Annotated in this window: 21 protein-coding genes and 1 pseudogene; 8 read left to right on the top strand and 14 right to left on the bottom strand. The window is 43.6% G+C overall.

The genetic code is table 11. The features are described 5' to 3' along the window. Positions 1 to 457 precede the first annotated feature (457 nt). Positions 458 to 838: a DUF1830 domain-containing protein gene (locus O9324_RS04730; protein WP_288139583.1), complete on the top strand. Its 381-nt coding sequence runs from the start codon at positions 458 to 460 to the stop codon at positions 836 to 838. Between the two features lie 8 nt (positions 839 to 846). Here the strand turns inward: O9324_RS04730 and O9324_RS04735 are convergent, their stop codons facing one another. Continuing rightward, positions 847 to 3,474 carry a chloride channel protein gene (locus tag O9324_RS04735; RefSeq protein WP_288139584.1) on the bottom strand — a complete coding sequence of 876 codons (2,628 nt, stop codon included), beginning with the start codon at positions 3,472 to 3,474 and terminating at the stop codon, positions 847 to 849. A gap of 236 nt (positions 3,475 to 3,710) precedes the next feature. Between O9324_RS04735 and O9324_RS04740 the strand changes: the two genes are divergently transcribed. Further along, the gene (locus O9324_RS04740) at positions 3,711 to 4,280 is read left to right on the top strand and encodes an IS607 family transposase (protein ID WP_288139585.1); all 570 of its coding nucleotides are present in this window, start codon (positions 3,711 to 3,713) and stop codon (positions 4,278 to 4,280) included. A 157-nt stretch (positions 4,281 to 4,437) separates the two neighbouring features. Here the strand turns inward: O9324_RS04740 and O9324_RS04745 are convergent, their stop codons facing one another. Further along, positions 4,438 to 5,028 carry a Uma2 family endonuclease gene (locus O9324_RS04745; protein WP_288139586.1) on the bottom strand — a complete coding sequence of 197 codons (591 nt, stop codon included), beginning with the start codon at positions 5,026 to 5,028 and terminating at the stop codon, positions 4,438 to 4,440. Positions 5,029 to 5,203: 175 nt separating this feature from the next. Between O9324_RS04745 and O9324_RS04750 the strand changes: the two genes are divergently transcribed. Both O9324_RS04750 and O9324_RS04755 read left to right on the top strand, forming a co-directional pair. Continuing rightward, complete coding sequence (locus O9324_RS04750; protein WP_288139587.1) at positions 5,204 to 5,488, top strand: hypothetical protein; 285 nt, start codon at positions 5,204 to 5,206, stop codon at positions 5,486 to 5,488. Positions 5,489 to 5,558: 70 nt separating this feature from the next. Continuing rightward, complete coding sequence (locus tag O9324_RS04755; RefSeq protein ID WP_288139588.1) at positions 5,559 to 7,115, top strand: AAA-like domain-containing protein; 1,557 nt, start codon at positions 5,559 to 5,561, stop codon at positions 7,113 to 7,115. A 129-nt stretch (positions 7,116 to 7,244) separates the two neighbouring features. On the opposite strand, the gene O9324_RS04760 is transcribed toward O9324_RS04755, so the two are convergent. From O9324_RS04760 to O9324_RS04810, 11 genes are all read right to left on the bottom strand, one after another. Further along, complete coding sequence (locus O9324_RS04760) at positions 7,245 to 7,529, bottom strand: hypothetical protein (RefSeq protein ID WP_002764782.1); 285 nt, start codon at positions 7,527 to 7,529, stop codon at positions 7,245 to 7,247. A gap of 83 nt (positions 7,530 to 7,612) precedes the next feature. After that, on the bottom strand, positions 7,613 to 7,909 hold the full coding sequence (locus O9324_RS04765) for a DUF4164 family protein (RefSeq protein WP_288139589.1): 297 nt from the start codon (positions 7,907 to 7,909) through the stop codon (positions 7,613 to 7,615). Between the two features lie 85 nt (positions 7,910 to 7,994). After that, positions 7,995 to 8,294, bottom strand: coding sequence for a DUF4164 domain-containing protein (locus O9324_RS04770; RefSeq protein ID WP_271991946.1), 300 nt, complete (start codon positions 8,292 to 8,294; stop codon positions 7,995 to 7,997). Between the two features lie 67 nt (positions 8,295 to 8,361). Next, complete coding sequence (locus O9324_RS04775) at positions 8,362 to 9,426, bottom strand: glycosyltransferase family 4 protein (protein ID WP_002744764.1); 1,065 nt, start codon at positions 9,424 to 9,426, stop codon at positions 8,362 to 8,364. 78 nt (positions 9,427 to 9,504) lie between these two features. Beyond that, entirely contained in the window at positions 9,505 to 10,788 is a 1,284-nt protein-coding gene (gene glyA / locus O9324_RS04780) for a serine hydroxymethyltransferase (protein ID WP_288139601.1), read from the bottom strand. Positions 10,789 to 11,214: 426 nt separating this feature from the next. Continuing rightward, positions 11,215 to 14,271 carry a phosphoenolpyruvate carboxylase gene (gene ppc, locus O9324_RS04785; RefSeq protein WP_288139590.1) on the bottom strand — a complete coding sequence of 1,019 codons (3,057 nt, stop codon included), beginning with the start codon at positions 14,269 to 14,271 and terminating at the stop codon, positions 11,215 to 11,217. 287 nt (positions 14,272 to 14,558) lie between these two features. Next, positions 14,559 to 14,747 carry a hypothetical protein gene (locus O9324_RS04790; protein ID WP_002764790.1) on the bottom strand — a complete coding sequence of 63 codons (189 nt, stop codon included), beginning with the start codon at positions 14,745 to 14,747 and terminating at the stop codon, positions 14,559 to 14,561. Continuing rightward, positions 14,744 to 15,031 carry a cell division topological specificity factor MinE gene (gene minE / locus O9324_RS04795; RefSeq protein WP_002764792.1) on the bottom strand — a complete coding sequence of 96 codons (288 nt, stop codon included), beginning with the start codon at positions 15,029 to 15,031 and terminating at the stop codon, positions 14,744 to 14,746. Before minE ends, O9324_RS04790 begins: the two co-directional genes overlap by 4 nt. A gap of 29 nt (positions 15,032 to 15,060) precedes the next feature. Next, positions 15,061 to 15,861, bottom strand: coding sequence for a septum site-determining protein MinD (minD, locus tag O9324_RS04800; RefSeq protein WP_002764793.1), 801 nt, complete (start codon positions 15,859 to 15,861; stop codon positions 15,061 to 15,063). Between the two features lie 201 nt (positions 15,862 to 16,062). Further along, positions 16,063 to 16,890: a septum site-determining protein MinC gene (gene minC / locus O9324_RS04805; RefSeq protein WP_002764794.1), complete on the bottom strand. Its 828-nt coding sequence runs from the start codon at positions 16,888 to 16,890 to the stop codon at positions 16,063 to 16,065. A 12-nt stretch (positions 16,891 to 16,902) separates the two neighbouring features. Next, complete coding sequence (locus tag O9324_RS04810) at positions 16,903 to 17,253, bottom strand: hypothetical protein (RefSeq protein ID WP_287630398.1); 351 nt, start codon at positions 17,251 to 17,253, stop codon at positions 16,903 to 16,905. 177 nt (positions 17,254 to 17,430) lie between these two features. On the opposite strand from O9324_RS04810, the gene O9324_RS04815 reads away from it, so the two are divergent. The 3 genes and pseudogenes from O9324_RS04815 to O9324_RS04825 all read left to right on the top strand — a co-directional run bounded on the left by O9324_RS04815 (position 17,431) and on the right by O9324_RS04825 (position 18,225). After that, positions 17,431 to 17,589, top strand: a complete 159-nt coding sequence (locus O9324_RS04815; RefSeq protein WP_002744779.1) for a hypothetical protein — start codon at positions 17,431 to 17,433, stop codon at positions 17,587 to 17,589. Between the two features lie 30 nt (positions 17,590 to 17,619). Beyond that, positions 17,620 to 17,894 (top strand): annotated as a pseudogene (locus O9324_RS04820) (type II toxin-antitoxin system RelE/ParE family toxin). A 16-nt stretch (positions 17,895 to 17,910) separates the two neighbouring features. Further along, complete coding sequence (locus tag O9324_RS04825; protein ID WP_002733868.1) at positions 17,911 to 18,225, top strand: HigA family addiction module antitoxin; 315 nt, start codon at positions 17,911 to 17,913, stop codon at positions 18,223 to 18,225. A 181-nt stretch (positions 18,226 to 18,406) separates the two neighbouring features. On the opposite strand, the gene O9324_RS04830 is transcribed toward O9324_RS04825, so the two are convergent. Continuing rightward, a complete protein-coding gene (locus O9324_RS04830) occupies positions 18,407 to 19,726 on the bottom strand; it encodes a four-carbon acid sugar kinase family protein (RefSeq protein WP_288139591.1) in 1,320 nt (439 codons plus the stop codon). Between the two features lie 150 nt (positions 19,727 to 19,876). On the opposite strand from O9324_RS04830, the gene lpxA reads away from it, so the two are divergent. Next, positions 19,877 to 20,713: an acyl-ACP--UDP-N-acetylglucosamine O-acyltransferase gene (gene lpxA, locus O9324_RS04835; protein WP_002764806.1), complete on the top strand. Its 837-nt coding sequence runs from the start codon at positions 19,877 to 19,879 to the stop codon at positions 20,711 to 20,713. Positions 20,714 to 20,862: the final 149 nt, after the last annotated feature.

Here is a 20,862-nt window from a genome sequence, read left to right on the forward strand (position 1 = left end):
TGAAATGGGGCGAAAGTCTGTGGACTCTGTGTAAGACAGTACATGGTTTTTTAACTGTGGTATGCGACGGTGGTGGAAGCAGAAACTTAAATCGTGAGGTTTAGGAATCGCCGCACTTTTAGGGCGGCGAGGATGTCAACAGCAAGAGGTATCTAACTTGACAAAAATTACCGCAGTTTCTATAATCCTGAAACCTTCAACAAAATTGAGCGATAAATAGCTGGGCAAAAAATCAAGAAAAACAGCAAAAAAACGTAGTTTCCCCCTTGACAAATAGCCAAAACTAGGCATTAGTTAAATTTAATGATTTTTTAATAAAAACCGCTTTCTATCACCAGAAAAAGCTATCGGTAGATTTTTATCAGAGTAATGTAATCATCTTTACAACTATCGGGGATCAAAGGATGTTACGGTGAAGGAGCGATGACAAACCCACTTTAAGATCACCCCAATTGCTATGGCACAGATTCTCGATCCCCTCCCCAACGGCAAGAAAAATAGTATTCTTTGTTGCTATGTCAATGCGACCAGTCATATTCAAATTGTTCGCATCACCAATATTGCTAACTGGTATTTTGAAAGGGTGGTTTTCCCCGGGCAGCGTTTAGTATTTGAGGCCCTATCGGAAGCTTTCTTAGAGATTCATACGGGGATGATGGCCAGCGCCATCCTTTCCGATAACATCCCCTGTGAGCGCCTTTATATCAGCGATGGGGATGACGATGACTCCGACGGTCAACTAGACGGGGAAATATTTTATCCCCATTCCCTAGAGGAAAGTCAAGGGGCGAAAATTGACAACACCGTACCCTTCGGTTTAACTTTAGCTTCCGCCTAGCTCATAACCTAATCTGATAATTCCCCTCGCACGAGAATCACAGTGCAATTAACCGCACGGGCAATCGTCGAGGGGATATTGCCATTTAAGAACTGATTGAGCAAACTTTCCCTAGATGCACCCAAAAGCACCAAAGAACAATCCTCCGATTCTACCAGATTAATTATTGCCTCGGCCGGAGAGGCCGAAGGAATCGGTAAAGGCACAATCGGCTGTGCGATCGCTTTTGGTAAAGATGCTTGTAAAACTTCCAAAATAGACAGATCTGGCAGTAACTCCGTCGGAGAATAGATTTTACATAACCAAATTTCGGGATGATCCGAAGACTCGGACAAAGACAGCAAACTAGGCAATAATGCTAAAGCTCGTTGGGCATTGGGACCGCCGGCGGTGGGAATCAGCCAAATCCTTTCCCGATTAAGATCGTTGGGAAAACAATCCTTTGTTCCCAATTTTACCAAGATAGTTTCACAGGGAGCTTGGGCGATCAAAGTATCGACTAAAAACCCAAAAATCGCCCCAGTAGTCGATTTTTCCCCCGTCCAACCCATAATTAATAAATTGCTGTGTCGTTCGCGAATCGTGGCCAAAATCCCGTCGGCGATATCCTGAGCCACAGAAATTTGTGTATGAACAGAGATATTCTGCTGTCGGGCTAATCTTTCCAGACGATGAAGTAATTTGCGTCCTTCCCGCGTATCTACCTTTACTTCCGCCGGAGAACTAAGACGAGGCACGGTAATCACATAGAGACAATCTATCTCATAATTGCGTTCACGGGCGATTGCGGCGGCAATTTTAAACAAAGCGGTAGCGGTGTCGGGATTGGCAATAGGTAACAAAATCCGGCCTATTCCCACAGCCGGGGAACGAGTTTGATAAACCACATAGGAAGGAGTACTGGGTTGGGGCAGTTGACAAACCCCCCCCAATTGATCAGCTTCCACCCGGATAATATCGGTGCGGGTGATGATCCCCACCAGTTTTTGACCGTCGGTAACGGGTAAACGGGAAAGCTGATAGCGATTTAAGAGAAATAAAACATCGCTTAAAGCTGCCTGGGGGGCCACCGTAATCGGATTGGGAGTCATGATCTCCCGCAGGACGGTTTGACTGTTTTTTGATCGCCATTTATCCAGATCACTTTGGGTAAAAATCCCCAATAGTCGCCCCTGTTCCACCACGGGAAAACCGCGATGATGGGAACGGGACATAATTTTCACCACTTCCCCCAGGGGTAAATCCGCCGGCAGAATTTCCACCTGGGATTGCATCACATCTATAGCCGACAGATGGGCCAGCACATCATTAGCAGGGGTTTCCTCGTTGAGAATAATACCACTAGCGGAAAGTAAATGCTGATAGAGAGAACCGGGTAGAATGCTTTCGGCAGTGATATAAGAAACGGCACAGGTCAACATCAGGGGCAGCACAACATTAAAATTGTGATGCAGTTCAAAGACAATCACGATCGCCGTTACTGGAACCCTGACTACTCCCGTAAAAAAGGCCCCCATACCGGCTAAAGCATAACTAGGTTCGCTGCCGAAACCCATCATTTTCGTCTCGATTCCCCCCACCAGAAACCCCAAACAGGATCCCAACACCAAAGCGGGGGCGAGGAGTCCTCCCGGTGCGCCAGAACTATAGGAGATCATCGTCAGGAAAAAATAGACCACAAAAGCGAGGGCGGTATTCTGCCAACTTAATTCCCCTGCCAGCAAAAATTCGCGTAAACCCGTATTATCTCGAAAAAAGTCGGGTAAAAAAGCCACTACCGTTCCCGATAAGCAACTGACCAGACCGATGCGCCAAGCTAAAGATAACCGCCAACGCCGCTGCATCTGACTACAAAAAAGGATGCCTTGATTGAATAAAGCCCCCAATAAGCCCGCTAAAGCCCCCAAAAGGCAATAAATGGGTATTTCTTGGGCAGAGAAGCTAATATTGGCATATTCAGTGATAATCGAGGGGGTATTCTGCAGCATCATCGAAACCACGGCCCCGGTAAAGGAAGCCACGATCGCCGTTTCTAGGGTCATACTGGAAACATCGCGCATTAATTCCTCGATCACAAAGAGGACGCCGGCGATGGGAGTAGTAAAACCGGCCGCTAACCCAGCAGCTGCCCCGGCTGCGATCATCTGACGACGGTGATCGGGACTGGTGGGCAGCCAGACGCTTAATTGGGCTGCTAGGGCTGCTCCGATGTGTACCGTGGGGGCCCGACGACCAAGGGTTAAACCACCGCCAAGGATCAGGATCGCCCCGATCATTTTTACTAGGGCGACGCGCCAAGACAGGGGCAAAGGATATTTAGCTAAGGCCGCTTTTACTTGGGGAATACCACCCCCGGCGGCCGCGGGGGAGAAGTGTTCGACAATCCAGCCGGCGCTGTAACCAAGCAGAAAACCGCCGAGGGGCAAAACTAGGAAAGGAGAGGAATTGGCTACTAGATGCACCCGCCAACCACCTAACCAACCGATGCCCAATTTCAGAATAATAGCGGCAAGGGCGGAGAGAATTCCGATTAAACAGGCTACCAGTAAAGCATAACGACTATCGGTCGCGCTACGTCCGAAGTGTTGGGATTTAAACCACTGATGGAGGTTTTGGTGACGGGCAAAAAGTCCCATAATTATCAGGGAGAATCAAGGCAAGCGAGGATTTATTTAGGGTTCTGATTCCTCGTTTCTTTAATCATAGGCCGTTAAGTTCTGTCACCGTTCACCTTGTTGCTACCAGTGGCCCTAATAGTAGTTTTTCTATCGATGGGCTAGGATCAAAGGTTGTCCCTGTCTTTGAGCGGAGGGTATTGTAAAGTTTCAAGACAAATATTGTCAGATATAGTCAAGCATGGTAATACATAGACATGAAACTATCAGACTATGCAAAAAAAGCAGGAATAAGTTATCGAACGGCTTGGAGATGGTGGAAACAAGGGAATCTAACAGGTTATCAATTGCCTTCTGGTACAATTATCATAACGGATGACAACCCTTCAAAACCCGACTTGATAGCTTGCATTTATGCAAGAGTTTCCAGTGCTGAAAATAAAGACAATCTAGATAGACAAGCTGACCGATTAAAAGATTATGCTGTTGCCAGAGGCTACAAAATCTACAAAGTTGTCAAAGAAGTAGGCAGTGGATTAAACGATAATCGCCAACAATTAGCCAAAATTCTAGTTGACCCCAATTATAATGTTTTAATTGTTGAACACAAAGACCGTCTAGCCAGATTTGGGACTAATTATCTAGAAATCTTGTTAAAAGAACTAGATAAAAAATTGGAGATTGTCAATGAAAGTGAGGATAACCCAGATGAGTTGATGTCAGATTTAATAGCCATTATTACCTCTTTTTGTTCTCGAATTTACGGATTAAGAAGGTCGAAAACAAAGACAGAAAAGATTATAGCTGAGTTAAAAGACAACGAATAATAATGTTAGTAGCAGAAAGACACATTATCAAGAAAGGACATCCATTTTGGACTGAGATAGATAATTTATCTTGGCAGTCTAAAAATCTTGACAACTCAGCCAATTATTTAATCCGACATAATCTTTAGATAGGCGGGAAAACCACCATTTTATATTGTTATGTTGGTTCAATAATTTTTATCCCGGCTCTAAATTCTCGCAGGGCTTGAGCATGATTTTCTATATTAATACAACGCAGCAATAAACCTACATCTAAACTTGGTAAAAGTTGCGATTTACTAACAGCATCATAACCATCATTTCCTAAGCTATAAAACAATAACTCATCATTCATCCAAAACCAAACTTCGGGAATTTGTAACCGTTTGTATGCTTCCAGTTTATTAATTCCTCCACTACTAACAACCACCTCAATCACTAAATCAGGATGTTTTCTATTTGCTCCCAACTCATAGGATTTATCACCTTCTTTTTTAACCTTTTCAAATTCATTTTCTAAGGTGACAGAACCAGTAGGAGTAAAATCTAATCCCAAAAATTCCAAATAAATTTCTACTAAAGAAGCAATACGTTTTTTGATAGTTTCGTGTTTTTTCCTTGGCATTTTTCTAATCTCCAAAACTCCATCTAAAAAAGATAACCTTAACCATGGGCGCTCAATTAGCTGTTCAACAGCTTTAAATTCTCTCCAGGTTAAGTCACTAATTAAAATTGGTTCTGCTTCCCGTTCAATTAGTGTAGTTATCATAATTTAAACCCAAATTTAGAGAGTGAATTTTGATCAATATGATATCATCTAAAAATAGATTATCATAAAAACAGGACTTACGCAAAAAAGACCGAAAGTAGGGGTAATTCATGAATTACCCCTACGCAAGAATAAGGCGTTCAGCCACGTCTTGCGTAAGTCCTAAAAAAACATCATGCAAGCATACAAACTCAAAGGAAAAATTGATCAATCTGGTAAGTTGCTGATTACCGAACCCCTGAATTTACCCCCCAGAAACGTGGAAATTGTAGTTTGGGCAGCCACAGACACCCTTGATCATACCACAACCCCAACCACTGAACCAGCACCAGAAACACCAAAAAGAAAATCTAGGATCAAAGCATTTCAGGGTTTATTTGAAAATGCCCCTGCCATTCCAGCAGACTTTGATCCAGAACCAGCTAAATATGAATATTTAAGGGAGAAACATAACCTATGAAAATCTTGCTTGATACCAACATAATTATAGATAGTGTAAACTTAAAGAGTTCACCTATTACCAAAATTCTATGACTCGCTGGTTTAATATTGCCGGTCCCTGTTCCAACGATATCCACTATATGCTCTCTCCCGCAGTCAGATTACCAGATTTAGAGGAGCTAATTCAACAACGTAGTTATTTTGTCCTTCACGCACCACGACAAACGGGGAAAACCACAGCCATGTTATCCCTAGCAAAACAACTTACCGACATCGGAAATTATGCCGCAGTCATGGTATCCGTAGAAGTAGGAAGTGCATTTAATCATGATCCTAGTGCCGCAGAATTGGCAATTTTAGGAACTTGGTATAATACAATTCAAGATAGTTTACCTGAAGATTTCCAACCACCTGTTAAACAATGGCAACAGGAAGAACCAGGAAGCAGAATAAAGGCTTTTTTAAGAGGTTGGGCAAAAGCTATCAATCGTCCCATAGTATTATTTATAGATGAAATTGACTCTTTACAAGACCAAACATTAATATCAGTTTTACGACAGTTAAGAGATGGTTTTCCTAACCGTCCAGAAAATTTTCCCTCATCAGTAGGATTAATTGGTTTACGAGATGTGCGAGATTATAAAGTAGCATCGGGAGGTAGTGATAGATTAAATACATCTAGTCCTTTTAATATAAAAGTTGCTTCTCTTACTATGCGAAATTTTAATCTTGCAGAAGTGGGAGAATTATATCAACAACATACAGCAGCAACTGGACAAATTTTCACACCAGAAGCAATAGAAACAGCTTATGATTTAACCCAAGGACAACCTTGGTTAGTCAATGCTTTAGCTAAAGAAATTGTAGAAAAAATGGTAAAAGATAGAAGTATTGCTATTACTAAAGAACACATTTTAACAGCCAAAGAAATATTAATAGATCGTCAAGATACTCATTTAGATAGTTTAGCGGAAAGACTCAGGGAAAAACGAGTTAAAAACATTATTGAACCGATTTTAGCAGGGCAAACATTACCCGATACCCTAGCAGATGATCGCCAATATTTAATAGATTTAGGATTATTAAGACGTGATCCGATGGGGGGATTAGTTATTTCTAACCCCATATATCGTGAAGTTATTCCCCGCGTTTTAGTCCAAGGAACTCAGGACAGTTTACCTTTAATTATTCCTAGTTGGTTGACTACAACAGGTGAATTAAATATAGATGGTTTATTAACAGCATTTATCAAGTTTTGGCGACAACAGGTCGAACCATTATTAAGTAGTGCTGCTTACCATGAAATTGCCCCCCATATTGTATTAATGGCTTTTTTACATCGTGTGGTTAATGGTGGGGGGGTTTTAGAAAGGGAATATGCAATTGGTAGTGATAGAATGGATTTATGTTTGCAGTATAAAGATGTAATTTTAGGGATTGAATTAAAAGTATGGCGGGATAAAAAACGCAATCCCCAAGCTGATGGAATTGAACAATTAGAATCTTATTTAGCACGTTTGGGTTTAGATTTTGGTTGGTTATTTATCTTTGATAGACGGAAAAATGCCTTACCAATGGAAGAAAGGTTATCAACTGAAGTTGTGGTGACAGAAAATCAATATAGAATTACTGTGATTAGGGCATGAGTTTTATATTTTTTGTTTGACGCAGAGGCGCTACAGTCGCAGAGAGGAGAACGGAAAGAGGGATTTTTGCAGATCATTTTTCTCTGTATCCTTGAAAATTGTAGAGTAAACAAAGACTAAGGACAACTTTTAGGGATTAGGGAAAAAGACGATTTTTCCCAGAATGCCTAGTATTCCTGTCACCAAAATTCCGACAATGCCAAGAAATCCATTAGTGGTAATATTCACCCGTGCATTCAGGTCATCAATACGCTTTTCTATTTCCATAACTTTAGAATCTAGGGCTTTAATATCCCCTCTTATTTCTGATTGTCCTATCTCTAGCTTATTAACATCTCTTTGTAAAGAGTCGATTTTTCCCTCAATCCTTGTCAGGACTGCTTCTAGGGAATAAGTTACGGTTTCGTTAGACATTGTGCTAAACTCCTACTTTTGCTGATTTTTTCTCTAATCGACAAGGCATCAAAATTGCCGATATGCAAGACTAAGGATAACTTTTAGGGATTAGGAAAAAAGACGATTTTTCCCAGAATGCCTAGTATTCCTGTCACCAAAATTCCGACAATGCCAAGAAACCCATTATTGGTAATATTCACCCGTGCATTCAGGTCATCAATACGCTTTTCTATTTCCATAACTTTAGAATCTAGGGCTTTAATATCCCCTCTTATTTCTGATTGTCCTATCTCTAGCTTAGTGAGACGCTCATTAACATCTCTTTGTAAAGAGTCGATTTTTCCCTCAATCCTTGTCAGGACCGTTTCAAGGGAATAAGTTACGGTTTCGTTAGACATTTGCTAAACTGCTACTTTTGATAACTTTAATTAGGGTTTGCTGAAAAAATAAGATAGGAAAAATTTATGATGCTAAGGGCAACTTCTAGGGGTTGCCAATAAACCCAAAAAGTTTAGCTGCTCCTCCTAAAATAGCAACAACAAGGGCGATCAAAATGCCTCGATTAGTAAACTCTTGATAGGCAACTCTAGCGGTCAATCCGTCAATTTTTGTGCTTAGTCGCTCATCTAAAGCTTTAATTTCTCCTTTAAGTTCTGCCTGTCCGATTTCTAATTTTGTCAGACGTTGATCGATTCTATCAGCTTTGTGGTTGACTTCCTTGATGCTGTCTTTGATTTCCTTGAGGACCGTTTCAAGGGAATAAGTTACGGTTTCGTTAGACATTTGCTAAACTCCCAGAGTTATCCTGCCGCTATCTTAATTATTAATCTTTTTTCTAGTTTAAGATGGCTTACGGTTCACTGCCACGATTGCGCCAGACTTGCCAACCGACGTAACCGAGGAGGAGAGTCGCACCAAAGGCAAAACCCCAACCACTGGGAACATTGGAAAAACCGAGGGCTAAACTGCCCACCCAGAGAGTTAGGGCGTAGATAAATAACACTGTCAGACGGTGAGAGATACCAGCTTTCAGTAAACGATGGTGTAAATGACGTTTATCAGCCACAAAAGGGGATTTTCCGCGTTTGAGACGGGAAATAATCACCGTGGACATATCGAGGAGAGGAACCGCGAGGATGAGATAGGGTAGTAAGACGGCGGTAACGGCAACAGTAGTCACAGCAGTGGTTTTAGCCAATCCAATCACCGCCACACCCGCCAGGGTAAAACCCATAAAATAGGCCCCACCATCCCCCATAAAAATTTGAGCGGGGTTAAAATTGTAACGCAGAAAACCCAAGGCCCCACCCGCTAAAGCGGCGGCGATAATAGCGGCGGCCGGTTGTCCCATCACCAAAGTTACAATCAAAATAACCACGGCAGATATACCCGAAACTCCCGCCGCTAATCCATCTAAACCGTCAATCCAGTTAATCGCATTAGCCATCCCCACTAACCAGAGGAGAGTAATCGGTAAACTTAGCCAATGAATTTGTAATAAATCGCCGAAGGGAATAGAGAGAAAATCGATCCTAACGCCGGCTTGCCAAGCTAGAAAAGCGACGCTAAACTGCATTACCAGACGATTGAGGGGCGAAAGATTAAAAAGATCATCCGCTAAACCGATGAGGAAAAAACCCAAACCGCCTAGGGTTACGCCCCACACTTCCCATTCTCGATCGCTGTTTAAACCAGCAAACCCTCCCAACCACCAAACGATCAGGAGGGCAGTTAAAGCGCCGACAAAAATCGAAACTCCCCCCAGTCGAACCATAGGCCTTTCATGGACCTTCCTTTCGTTGGGTTTATCGACGTAACCGCTTTTCAGTCCGACGGTTCTGACGAGGGGCGTACTCCAAAGTACCACGGTATGGGCGATCAGAAAAGCAATTAGATAGTATAAATCTCCGGACATGGGAATTGGGGGGCGATTTAATTCACAATTGGCCACTGACAGGCAATCGCCAATTATGAATTTTTATTATCTCTCGTTTTAGGCCAAGGCGGGGACGGAAATATGGAGATGGGGATAGAGGGGGAAGCTTTCACAGAGTTTCCCTACCCGTTGACGGCAAGCAGTTCTCAGGGCTTCATCACCGGGATTAAGGAGAATATCGGCGATAATGTTGCCAATCTCGATAAATTCCGTTTCTCCTAGTCCTCTGGTGGTCATAGCCGGGGAACCCAAGCGCAGACCACTGGTAACAAAGGGAGACTCGGGATCGAAGGGAACAGTGTTTTTATTAGCGGTAATATTGATCGTACTCACCAAGCGATCGGCTTCTTTTCCGGTCATGCCCACGGATCTTAAATCGAGTAACATCAAGTGATTATCCGTACCATCAGTGACAATTTTAATCCCTCTAGCCTTCAACTGACCTGCCAAAGCTTGGGCATTAGCGATTACTTGGCCCGAATAGATTTTAAACTCCGGTTTCAGGGCCTCCCCAAAAGCCACCGCTTTCGCCGCAATCACGTGTTCTAGGGGTCCGCCTTGGCTACCGGGGAAGACGGATTTATCGAATTTTTTGCCTAATTCCTCGTCTTTGGTCATAATTAACCCCCCCCTAGGGCCGCGCAGGGTTTTGTGAGTGGTGGTAGTGACCACATCACAGTGGGGTAGGGGATTAGGATGATGACCAGTGGCCACTAAACCGGCAATATGGGCGATATCTGCCATCAGGTAGGCCCCCACTTCGTCAGCGATGGCGCGGAATTTCTCGAAATCAATCCGGCGCGAGTAGGCAGAATAACCGCAGATAATTAGTTTGGGTTTTTCCTTGCGGGCGATGTCAAGGATGAGATCGTAGTCAAGGCGTTCGCTTTCGGGACTTACTCCGTACTGTACTACTCGGAACCATTTCCCAGAAACGTTAACGGGGGAACCGTGGGTAAGATGACCACCGTGGGAGAGATCCATGCCCATAATCGTATCGCCGGGCTGCAAGAGGGTCAGGAAAACGGCGAAATTAGCTTGGGCCCCGGAGTGGGGTTGTACGTTAGCGTGGTTTGCCCCAAATAGTCTTTTAACCCGATCGATCGCTAATTGTTCCGCTTCGTCAATGTATTCGCAACCGCCATAGTAGCGTTTTTTTGGCAGTCCTTCCGCGTATTTGTTGGTTAAAACCGAACCCTGGGCGGCCATGACCGCAGCCGAGGTAAAGTTTTCACTAGCGATTAATTCTAGGTGATCTCTTTGACGTTGCAGTTCTTTTTGCAAAATCCCTGCGATCGCTGGATCCGTCAGGGATAGTATATCTAAGTTCGTATCAGTCACGGTTACTCGATCCTTTTTTAAACAATTTACCTGTAATCCTTGGGTCACTTTCTCCATTTTGGCACAATCTCTAATCTTCCGACACACCAGTGAGCTTAATTGCTTCTCTTCGGGGTCGATGATCAATTGTCAACTGTTAGCGGTAAAATCTTTATTTTTAGTCAATAAGTGATAGTAATATTAGCCAATAGAACCCCCCAAAAGCTTGGATTGAGTGATAAAATCGGAAGTAATACTAAATCTGGTTATTAAAGACTGATTATTTATTCCCCTTTTTGCATGAGTGCATGAGTAGAAAACGGGTTTCTCCGAGAAACCCGTTTTCTGTGCGTTACTCAGAAGTTCTACAAAAAGTTGACAAATCACAAAAATAGGGTGGATTACCTTCAAGATAACCACCCGAAAACTACCATTAACTATCTGTAATCAACCGGTATTTCTCATCCCTGCGGCAATACCATTAATCGTCATTAAAGCGCCCCTTAACAACTCCTCTTTAGAATAGCGGAAATGAATCACACCGGATTGAGCTTGACTATTGTATTGACGTAAACGTTTCAGGAGAGACACCTGTAGGAAACCGAGGGGAACGATCGAACCGTTGCGTAACTGCACCGAGCGCTGTAAACTCGGATCATTATCTAATAAATGTTTCTCGCCGGTGATCTGGAGAACAATCTCGCTGGTGCGATTATATTCCTCTTTGATCCTTTCAAACAGACGTTGAAAACGTTCTCGATCTTCCTGTTTAGAAAGTTCACTGACGTAGTGATAGGCCATCTGTAGGTCCACCTTCGATAGAGTCATTTCTGCCTTAGAAATCACCATCTGGAAGAAAGGCCACTTGTGATAAAAATGGCGTAACAATTCCAAATTTCTGCTAGGAGAATCATCGAGAAACATCTGTAAAGCTGTCCCTAAACCATACCAAGCTGGTAAAAGAAAACGGGTTTGGGTCCAACTAAATACCCAGGGAATTGCCCGCAGGGTACTTAAATCCTGTTGACCACTTTTCCGGCGCGCTGGTCGGGAACTAATCTGTAAAAGACTAATTTCAGGAATGGGAGTTACGGACAGAAAGAAGTCTAAAAAGTCCGGTTCTTCATAAATCAAACTGCGATAGGTTTGCCGTGAACGGGTGGCCAACTCCTCCATGATGCGATTCCAGGGTTCGAGATCATCAAAACCACTGCCCAGTAAACTTGCCTGTATGACTGCCGTTACGGCCGTTTCGAGGTTATACAAGGCCAATTCTGGTAAAGAGTATTTCGAGGCTAAAACCTCGCCTTGTTCGGTGATTTTAATGCGACCGTTAATCGTTCCCCGGGGTTGGGCGAGGATAGCGGCGTAGGCCGGTCCACCACCCCGACCGACGGAACCGCCCCGGCCATGAAAAAGACGTAGATCCAAGGCGTATTGTTTAGCGGTTTTTTGTAAAGCTTTCTGGGCTTTATGAATTTCCCAATTACTGCTTAAAAAGCCGGAATCCTTATTACTATCGGAGTAACCCACCATAATCTCCTGTAAATTACCCGGTTCGAGGATGGCCGGTTCCGGGGTCACTTCCTCCCCGTTTAAAGCCCCTAAATGGTCGTAACCGCCGGCTAGGGCTGCCCGGTAGAGAGGCAATTCAAACAAAGTCTGCATGATGCCGGGGGCGTGTTTGAGGTCATCGACGGTTTCAAAGAGGGGAACAATGCGGAGGGAACTGCGGCTAGTGGCGGGGTCGTATAAACCGGCTTCTTGGGCTAATAACAGCACTTCTAGCACATCGCTGGCCTCGTTGGTCATGCTGATAATGTAGGTTTGGCAGATTTCCAGACCAAATTCCCCTTGCAGACTTCTTAAAACTCGCAGGGTTTCAATGGTTTCGCAGGTTCTTTCCGAGAAGGGCATTTCCCGGGGAATTAGCGGCCGACGGGTTTTTAATTCCGCCACTAACCAGGCGATTTTTTCTGATTCGCTTAATTGGCCGTAGGGTTTGGGTAAAACTCCGAGATAGGCGGCGATTTCTTCGATACATTCGGCGTGACGGGTGGATTCTTGCCGAAAATCTAACTGAGTCAGGACAAAGCCAAAAATCTCCACTTGGGCGATCAGTCGATCGAGTTCTTGACAGGAAAGACCGGTTTGCAAGAGACTGCGCTGTAATAGCTGTAATTCGGCTAAAAACTCGGAACCGGAGCGATAGATGTTGGTTTCGTTGAGTTTAGTTAATAATTGTCGTTCTTCCGGGTCATTGAGGCGATTATTGCGATCGCGTGTATTTTCCAGACGTTTTTGAATAAAGGCCAATTTGAGGCGATAGGGTTCCTGACGGTAGCGGATTGCTAACTGGCTATAGATTTCGGGCATTTGCTGTTTATCTCTGTCCAGGGAGTCCAGCAACTCCGGCAAGACGTGACACCAGTGCAGGGAGGCACTTAAAATACTGGTCAGGTCGCGAATAGCATCAAGATATTTTTTAATAACCAGATTGCGCTGATAACAGCAGGTTTTCCAGGTGACTTCGGGGGTAACGGAGGGATTGCCATCCCGATCCCCCCCCACCCAAGAACCGAAGCGACAGAAGTTATTTTTCGGCGCTTGTAAACGGGGAAAGGAGGATTGTAGGCTTTGCTGCAGACGCAGGGTTAACTGGGGTAGGGAATCGAAGAGAACTTCATCGAAGTAGTGGAGGGCATAATCCACCTCATCGACGACAGTGGGTTTAAATTGATGTAGTTCATCTGTTCGCCACCAGAAACGTATTTCTTCTTTTAACTGTTTGGTGACTGTTTGTGCTTCTCTGGAGTTAGTTAACCCCATACTGCGAAAGATTTCTTCTGCTTGGTCGAGTTTTTCGAGAATGCCCGAGATGCGGCGCTGTTTAATGCGAATGGTGTGACGGACAATTTCTGTGGGGTGGGCCGTGAAAACCAGACGAATATCTAACTGATCGAGAAGACGCTGGATTTCCTGGGGGGGGACGTTCACCTGTTTGAGATAGGGAAATAACCAGTGAAATAGTCCCGATTTTGGGCCGGAGTGATCGGACTCGTTCAGGGTTTTTTCTAGCCAATCAGCCCCAACAATGGTGGCTAAAAGGCTTTTTTGCGGTGGGTCTGTCTTGGGACTTTCGTTTTCTTCCCCGATCACCGTCCGTCGCAGTAGTTGCTGATCCCTTTGTTCGTAGTGTTGTTCGATTATATTTATTAACTGGAAATAGAGGGCAAAAGCGCGGGTAACTTTGATCGCTTCCCCTAGTTCCAAGTCTTCGATCATTTTGGCGATCATTGCTTCCGGACTATCATCGGTCACTTGTCCTTCCTCAGAACAGAGATGGCGCAGTAATTCCAGTAAATCGACTAATTCTTGACCACATTCGGAGACTAAGACTTCTTTCCATAAATCTTCGATTAATTTCAGTCTTTGCTGCAGAAACAGGTTGGAAGTGCTGAAAATATCCTGTTCGGTTTCGGTTGAGGGGACAAGGACGCTCATAATTTCAGTAATCAGTAATCAGTAAACAGTAAACAGTAATCAGTAATCAGTAATCAGTAAACAGTAATCAGTAAACAGTAATCAGTGAAAATAGGGATTAACTGCCTTGAAATGAAAAACTCTATCAAACCAATAACTGATCACTGATCACTGATAGATCGGGATTAGTTCTTTAGGGTTGGTCAAAAATGAGATTATATGCCAAAGAATCACATTTTTTCCGATTTTTAACAAAAATTTCACTATTATTGCCTCTTTTCAGGGGGCAAAAGGATTTTTTTCTTGGATTATTGGTCACTGTTGACCGGTAACTGATCGGGAATATTGAGAAGGGGCAAGCGATCGCCGCGAAACAATTCCTCACTTTCCCGGCCCAATTCAATTAACCAATGATTGAGGGAACCCAGGGTCAGATAGGATAAAAGAAAGGGACTGACCGCTAGACTAAGCCAAAGCTCGATCGGTTGAGTTTTCATGGCAATTTCTCGGTTAAAGGACGGCGTTTGATGCGACGAATCGGAAAATTAGCAATCAGGGCTGTAGTTCGTTGGTCACTTTCTAGGAGCAACTCGGTTTCCTCGGTGTCGATATCAAGATAACGACTGACCACTTCTAAGATTTCTTGACGCATCATATTGAGAATTTCGGGACTAAGATCGGCGCGATCATGGGCCAGAATAAGTTTTAAGCGTTTTTTAGCTTGGTCGCCACTTTTGCCCGAACCGCGCCATGCTAGAAGTTTATCGATCAGGTCATTCATAGTAGGTTAAGGGATTGAGATGAGAGAGTTTAAGGCCCAAACAAGCGACGACGCAGACGAGTAAGAAAACCTTCTTGACCGGCCATTAAATCTAGAAACGGCACATCGCGACCCTGTAAACGCTGGGCAATGTTTCTAAAGGCCATGGAGGGGAGAGAAGTCTTCTCCTCTAATACTAATGGTTCCCCTTTATTAGTGGAAATAATAATTCTTTGATCGTCGGGAATAATCCCTAACAGGGGAATTACCAATAAGTCGAGAATGTCCTCGACGCTGATCATCTGGTTAAGTTGGATCATTTCTGGCCGCAGCCGGTTGACAATCAGACGGATACTCTTAATATCCTCGCTTTCTAGTAATCCCACCACGCGATCAGCATCTCTCACCGCCGACATTTCTGGGGTAGTAACGATGATCGCTTCCTGGGCAGCAGCGATCGCATTGCGAAAACCCATTTCAATTCCCGCTGGGCAATCAATCAATACATAGTCGTAACTTTTTGACAATTGGGCGACTAAATCCTTCATTTGATCGGCAGTAATCGCCTCTTTAGTGCGATTTTGTGCTGCTGGTAATAAAACCAGATTTTCCTGTCTTTTATCCTTAACTAAAGCTTTGTCAAGGCTACAATCTCCCGCCACCACATCGAGGGCAGTATAAACGATACGCTGTTCTAATCCTAACAATAAATCGAGATTTCTTAGTCCGAAATCGGCATCGACAAGGGCGACTCGACAGCCTAATTGAGATAAAGCTGAACCTAAGTTCGCCGTTACCGTCGTTTTACCGACTCCTCCCTTTCCCGATGTCACCACAATTACACGAGCCATAATTTATATCAGTTATCAGTTATCAGTTATCAGTTATCAGCTATCAGTTATCAGTTATCAGCTATCAGTTATCAGTTATCAGTTATCAGTTATTGGTTTGATAGAGTTTTTCATTTCAACGCAGTTAATCGCCATTTTTACCAGTCACTGAATCACTGTTTACTGATCACTGGTCACTGATCACTGTTTACTGGTCACTGGTCACTTTTTTTCGACCCATCCCACTTGATCTTTAAAGGTGTAGGTTCTGGAAAAATTATAAGCCCCAATGATGCGGATTCCTCCTTCGCTGATACAGGCGATTTCTGGTTCCATGCGATCGCTTTTTAAAGCCGGGGCCCGTGCCACTAATTCCGCGATCCTCAGTTGAGTTAAATCGATTCGCAGGGCCATAATTACCGCTGCTCGATCGCCGCGGAATCCCGCATGGGCCACACCGCGTAAACTCCCCCAAACTAATATATCGCCATCAGCGACGATCGATCCGCCGGGGTTGATATCGCCCATGACTATAACTGTACCCGGGTGACGGATTTCTACACCCGATCGCAGGGTGGTTTTTAAGTACAAAGGTTCGGCGAGGAGGGATGGCAGCGGTTGCTCGTCCCCGAAAACCGTGGCATTCGCTCGCATTTGTTCGACGTTGTAACCCATAGTTGCCGCTGCCACTGCGGTTTGTCTTCTTTGGGTTTGGATGGTATGTAGGGGTAATTCGGCGCTGTCTAAAATTGTGGCGATCGCTTGTAGTTGCCGGGTATCCATCAGGCGATCGCTCGCCCGTAGGTGTACTGGTGTTCTAGCTGGGCAGTTTTGACCGCTATTACGGAGATAATATTTCAATCCTGTCAAGATATCTGTCCAATCCTGACTTGTCTCCCCGGCGCCAGTTTTGGGTAAAATTAGCACCAATTTCTCGCCCTCACTTTTTAAGTGAATTTGGGCGTATCTTTCCATGACCGAGGCTGATGGCTCAATTTTTTCGGTTTCTAGGTCGATTTCTTGATTTATTTCGGTTTTAGTTTCATCCATAAAGATAATTTTTTACTTAAAAAAGACAAAGCGCAAAATAGCGATCAGCAAACCGACGGAAGCGGTAATCAGTGAACCGCCTAAAATGGTTATTAATGCCCAAATTTGATTTTTTTGACTGCCCTCCACTATTTTGAGGCGATTATCCATCCCTTCGACTCTTTCGGTTAATTTTGCCTGTCCTATCTCTAGGGATTTAACATCTTGCTTGATTTCCTTAATATCAGCTTTAATTTCGCCAATATCAGCTTTAATTTCGACGATACTATTCTCGATCGCCGTGAAACGAGTTTCGATCGCTTTTTGTCCGTTGATAATTAAGTCTTCTAGCCTTTTCAAGTCCTTATCGGCAACAGTTTTCATAAAAATTAACTGGCTATCAGTATAGATGTTTCTTTAATTATGAACCTTGAGCAGCCAGCAGCAGTGGGAATTATGAATTATGAATTAGGAATTGCGGCTGATGTGAGATAGAGAGGTTTGTAAAATCAAAGGGAGGCGTCACGATAAAGGTAATCACTCCAAAGCATGAGGCCTCCCATGAATAGGATAGATGCTCCCACCCTCTTGACTATTATTTATGTCCTGGTGGATGACTGGTATCAAGAACAGGGATATCGCTTGACTCCCATGCTGCCTGGACCTGAGCCTAGTTTCAGTGATAACGTTAGCATGAGATCGATGATCGCACTAAGATGATATGATAGTAGTGCATTTTGCTAATTATTGATGATTAAGAGTTTTGCATCTAAGGAGACAGAGCAAGTATTCAAACGTAAATTTTCACGAAAATTACCTCAAGATATTCAACGAAATGCTCGGAGAAAGCTAGAAGTTTTAGACGCGGCCGAAACTTTACAGGATTTATACATTCCTCCATCTAATCGGTTGGAAAAACTCTCAGGAGATAGAAAAAATCAGCATAGTATCCGAATTAACGATCAGTGGCGGATCTGTTTTATTTGGAAAAATGGCAACGCCTAGAAATAGTCGATTATCATTAATTGTTACTCAATAATCATGACTGAGAAAAAATTATTAGCCCCCATTCATCCTGGTGAGATTCTGTTAGAAGAATTTCTCAAACCGATGGAAATTAGCCAAGAACGTTTGGCAGAAGATCTTAATGTACCAATAGAGCAAATCAAGGAAATTATCGAGGAAAAGCGAGGAATTACTGCTGATATTGCCTTAAGGCTTTCCCGTTATTTTGGTATGTCTGAAAGGTTCTGGATGAATCTTCAAACAAGGTATGATATTGAAGTAGAAAAAGATAGGCTCAGAGAACGTTTAGAGAAGGAAGTAAAAGTCTATGCTGCTTCACAAGCATTGTAGCATAACCGAAGAAATAGGGGAAGAATAATAATTTTAACCCCCCGTAGGGTGGATTAGCGCAGCGTAATCCACCATTAAATCAATTATTGAATAACCATAGATTAGGTGCGTTACACTTCGTTAACGCACCCTACAAGAACCTACAAGAACTCATATCTGCTCACTGATCACTGATTGCCTCCTATTGACACAAACGTTGATAAACTGTGGCTAAAGCTTGGACATCACCAACGTTACCCGGGAAAAGAACCACAGGTAAATTAGGAAAGAGGGGATGATCAGCTGCTGTGCGGACCATGGAGACACCGGGGAGAATCTGACCGAGTAAACGGGCCGATTGCAGGCTTAAACCCGTACTTAAGACATCATTAGAGGTAATTCCGCCTTTACTGATTAAAAAACTGATATCACTGGGTAAACCCTTAACAATGTCCATTAACAGGGTGGAGACGGCAACCCCAAAATCAAGACGTTTCTGCACAGAAGCAAAGGTTAACTCTTGCCGACTGGTATAGATAACGGGGGTTTGTTTATTTTTGTGAATAAGCTTGACTTTTTCCAGAGCTTGTGCTAGGAGTTGATCTCGTTGATCGGGACGATCGCGCAATGCCGTCACATCGATTTCGACTCCGACGGTGTTGGGTTGTTGAAGCAGTTCATCTAATTGTTGGCTAGTTTTTTTGACGTGGGAACCGACGATAATTGCCCCGGCTTCCCCCGTGGGCTTATACTTACCCATAGATTCGGGTGCGATCGGTTGAGTTCCTAAATTAGCCAAAGAAGTTAGAATACTGGCGGCACTACGGAATAAAAATTTTTTTCCCTCCCCTGCGGCGGTTAAAATATCTTCAGCAAAGCGATCGAGATCCGCTTGAGTTTCCCCATCTACCACCCCACATTGATTATTTTTGAGCTTTTGCAGTCGTTCTAAACTACCTTGACGGATATCTGCCAGTAAAAATTTCTCTACATCATCTGCTTTAATTTTCCCTTGCGTTTTCTCCTCCACATAATCCGGCAGATAACTATAGTGGTAGGCAAAAACCGAATCCCGAGCAAATTCCGTCTCGTGGACGGGAGTGGGAACGCCATCGATGATTAAATAGTGAATACTATCGCGAGTGATTCTACCCCCCTCAAAAAAGGCTGGAATCAGGAAATGTGCATCAAAACCGCCCAATTCTTCGGCAATAACATCAGTTTCGATCGGATAATGCCCGCGCAGGGTAGAATCGGAACGACTAACCACCAAAAAATCCTCGATTCCCTCTTTAGTTAAGGCAGTTTTCAGGTTATGACAGACTTCTCTGGTGACAGACTCGGCTTTTTCGGGGGTTAAAGCGCGAGTATTGGTCAAAACAAAGAAAATTGGCGCATTATCTGCCAATCCCAAGCGGAGAGTATCTTCATCCCACCGCATCAATAACAGACAACTATGGACTGTTTGGGAACCTGTCGGGTCATCATCTAAGACTATAATTTTAGGTCTATTATTGCTCATATATTTTTTATCAGGATGGGAGGGACGAAGGAATCAAGAGAATCTGGTTAATAGTTTAACGGGTTCTGGTTCCCCATTAAAGTCGTCCCCTCCCTAAGCAACCGCTATCAATCTTGATCACAATCTGTCCAATATAGGATAAGCTATACCATGATTCATACAGTGACGAAGTTGAGCGCGGGAGACTTCCCTTTGAATACGTTAATCCACCCCACTGCGGTTATCCATCCGTCGGCAAAACTTGATCCCAAGGTTAAAGTTGGTCCCTATGCTGTGATCGGGGCCAATGTGGAAATTGAAGCTGATACAATTATTGATGCCCATGTGGTCATTGAAGGTCCGACCAAAATTGGCAAGGGTAATCATATTTTTTCCGGGGCTGTTATTGGTAATGAACCACAGGATTTAAAGTATAAAGGGGGCGAAAGTAGCGTAGAAATTGGTGATCATAACCAAATTCGCGAGTTTGTCACGATTAATCGCGCCACAGATACGGGAGAAGTTACCCAAATTGGCAATAATAATTTATTAATGGCCTATGTTCACGTTGCCCATAATTGTATTTTGCAAGATAACATTATTATCGCTAATAGTGTCGCCTTGGCCGGTCATGTCCAGATCGAATCAAAAGCAGTTATCGGGGGGGTTTTAGGAGTACATCAATTTGTTCATATTGGCAAAATGGCCATGTTAGGAGGAATGAGTCGTATTGATCGCGATGTTCCCCCTTTTACTTTAGTGGAAGGCAATCCCTGTCGCGTGCGAACTCTTAATTTAGTCGGTTTACAAAGGGCCGGTTTTACCGATGAAGATCTAGCTTTACTGAAAAAAGCTTTTCGGATTATCTATCGTTCTAATATAAATCTTCAGGAGGCTTTAGAACAAGTTTCTCTCCTAACCGATAACCCCCATGTTCAACATCTCTGTCAATTTTTACAATCCTCTACCACAGGAGAAAAACGTCGCGGTTTAATTCCAGGGAAATAATTTCTTGATTGAGGAACAGTCTGTGGGGTGTGGGGTGTGGGGAAGTGGGGAAGTTGGGAAGTGGGGAAGTTGGGAAGTGGGGAAGTGGGGAAGTGGGAAGAATAAATAAAAATAATCTCCTGTCTCCTGAATCCTGACTCCTGACTCCA

This window comes from Microcystis sp. LE19-84.1B (genome assembly GCF_027531875.1).
In the GTDB taxonomy this organism is placed as follows: domain Bacteria; phylum Cyanobacteriota; class Cyanobacteriia; order Cyanobacteriales; family Microcystaceae; genus Microcystis; species Microcystis panniformis.

Excerpts from the sequence above, each read along its gene's own strand:
- lpxA (WP_002764806.1), top strand. The coding sequence starts at position 19,877 with ATGATTCATACAGTGACGAAGTTGAGCGCGGGAGACTTCCCTTTGAAT.
- O9324_RS04790 (WP_002764790.1), bottom strand. The coding sequence starts at position 14,747 with ATGAAAACTCAACCGATCGAGCTTTGGCTTAGTCTAGCGGTCAGTCCC.
- O9324_RS04815 (WP_002744779.1), top strand. The coding sequence starts at position 17,431 with ATGAATAGGATAGATGCTCCCACCCTCTTGACTATTATTTATGTCCTG.
- O9324_RS04730 (WP_288139583.1), top strand. The coding sequence starts at position 458 with ATGGCACAGATTCTCGATCCCCTCCCCAACGGCAAGAAAAATAGTATT.
- O9324_RS04755 (WP_288139588.1), top strand. The coding sequence starts at position 5,559 with ATGACTCGCTGGTTTAATATTGCCGGTCCCTGTTCCAACGATATCCAC.
- O9324_RS04830 (WP_288139591.1), bottom strand. The coding sequence starts at position 19,726 with ATGAGCAATAATAGACCTAAAATTATAGTCTTAGATGATGACCCGACA.
- ppc (WP_288139590.1), bottom strand. The coding sequence starts at position 14,271 with ATGAGCGTCCTTGTCCCCTCAACCGAAACCGAACAGGATATTTTCAGC.
- minE (WP_002764792.1), bottom strand. The coding sequence starts at position 15,031 with ATGAATGACCTGATCGATAAACTTCTAGCATGGCGCGGTTCGGGCAAA.
- O9324_RS04770 (WP_271991946.1), bottom strand. The coding sequence starts at position 8,294 with ATGTCTAACGAAACCGTAACTTATTCCCTTGAAACGGTCCTCAAGGAA.
- O9324_RS04765 (WP_288139589.1), bottom strand. The coding sequence starts at position 7,909 with ATGTCTAACGAAACCGTAACTTATTCCCTTGAAACGGTCCTGACAAGG.
- O9324_RS04745 (WP_288139586.1), bottom strand. The coding sequence starts at position 5,028 with ATGATAACTACACTAATTGAACGGGAAGCAGAACCAATTTTAATTAGT.
- O9324_RS04810 (WP_287630398.1), bottom strand. The coding sequence starts at position 17,253 with ATGAAAACTGTTGCCGATAAGGACTTGAAAAGGCTAGAAGACTTAATT.
- O9324_RS04740 (WP_288139585.1), top strand. The coding sequence starts at position 3,711 with ATGAAACTATCAGACTATGCAAAAAAAGCAGGAATAAGTTATCGAACG.
- O9324_RS04750 (WP_288139587.1), top strand. The coding sequence starts at position 5,204 with ATGCAAGCATACAAACTCAAAGGAAAAATTGATCAATCTGGTAAGTTG.
- O9324_RS04775 (WP_002744764.1), bottom strand. The coding sequence starts at position 9,426 with ATGTCCGGAGATTTATACTATCTAATTGCTTTTCTGATCGCCCATACC.
- minC (WP_002764794.1), bottom strand. The coding sequence starts at position 16,890 with ATGGATGAAACTAAAACCGAAATAAATCAAGAAATCGACCTAGAAACC.
- O9324_RS04735 (WP_288139584.1), bottom strand. The coding sequence starts at position 3,474 with ATGGGACTTTTTGCCCGTCACCAAAACCTCCATCAGTGGTTTAAATCC.
- O9324_RS04825 (WP_002733868.1), top strand. The coding sequence starts at position 17,911 with ATGACTGAGAAAAAATTATTAGCCCCCATTCATCCTGGTGAGATTCTG.
- O9324_RS04760 (WP_002764782.1), bottom strand. The coding sequence starts at position 7,529 with ATGTCTAACGAAACCGTAACTTATTCCCTAGAAGCAGTCCTGACAAGG.
- minD (WP_002764793.1), bottom strand. The coding sequence starts at position 15,861 with ATGGCTCGTGTAATTGTGGTGACATCGGGAAAGGGAGGAGTCGGTAAA.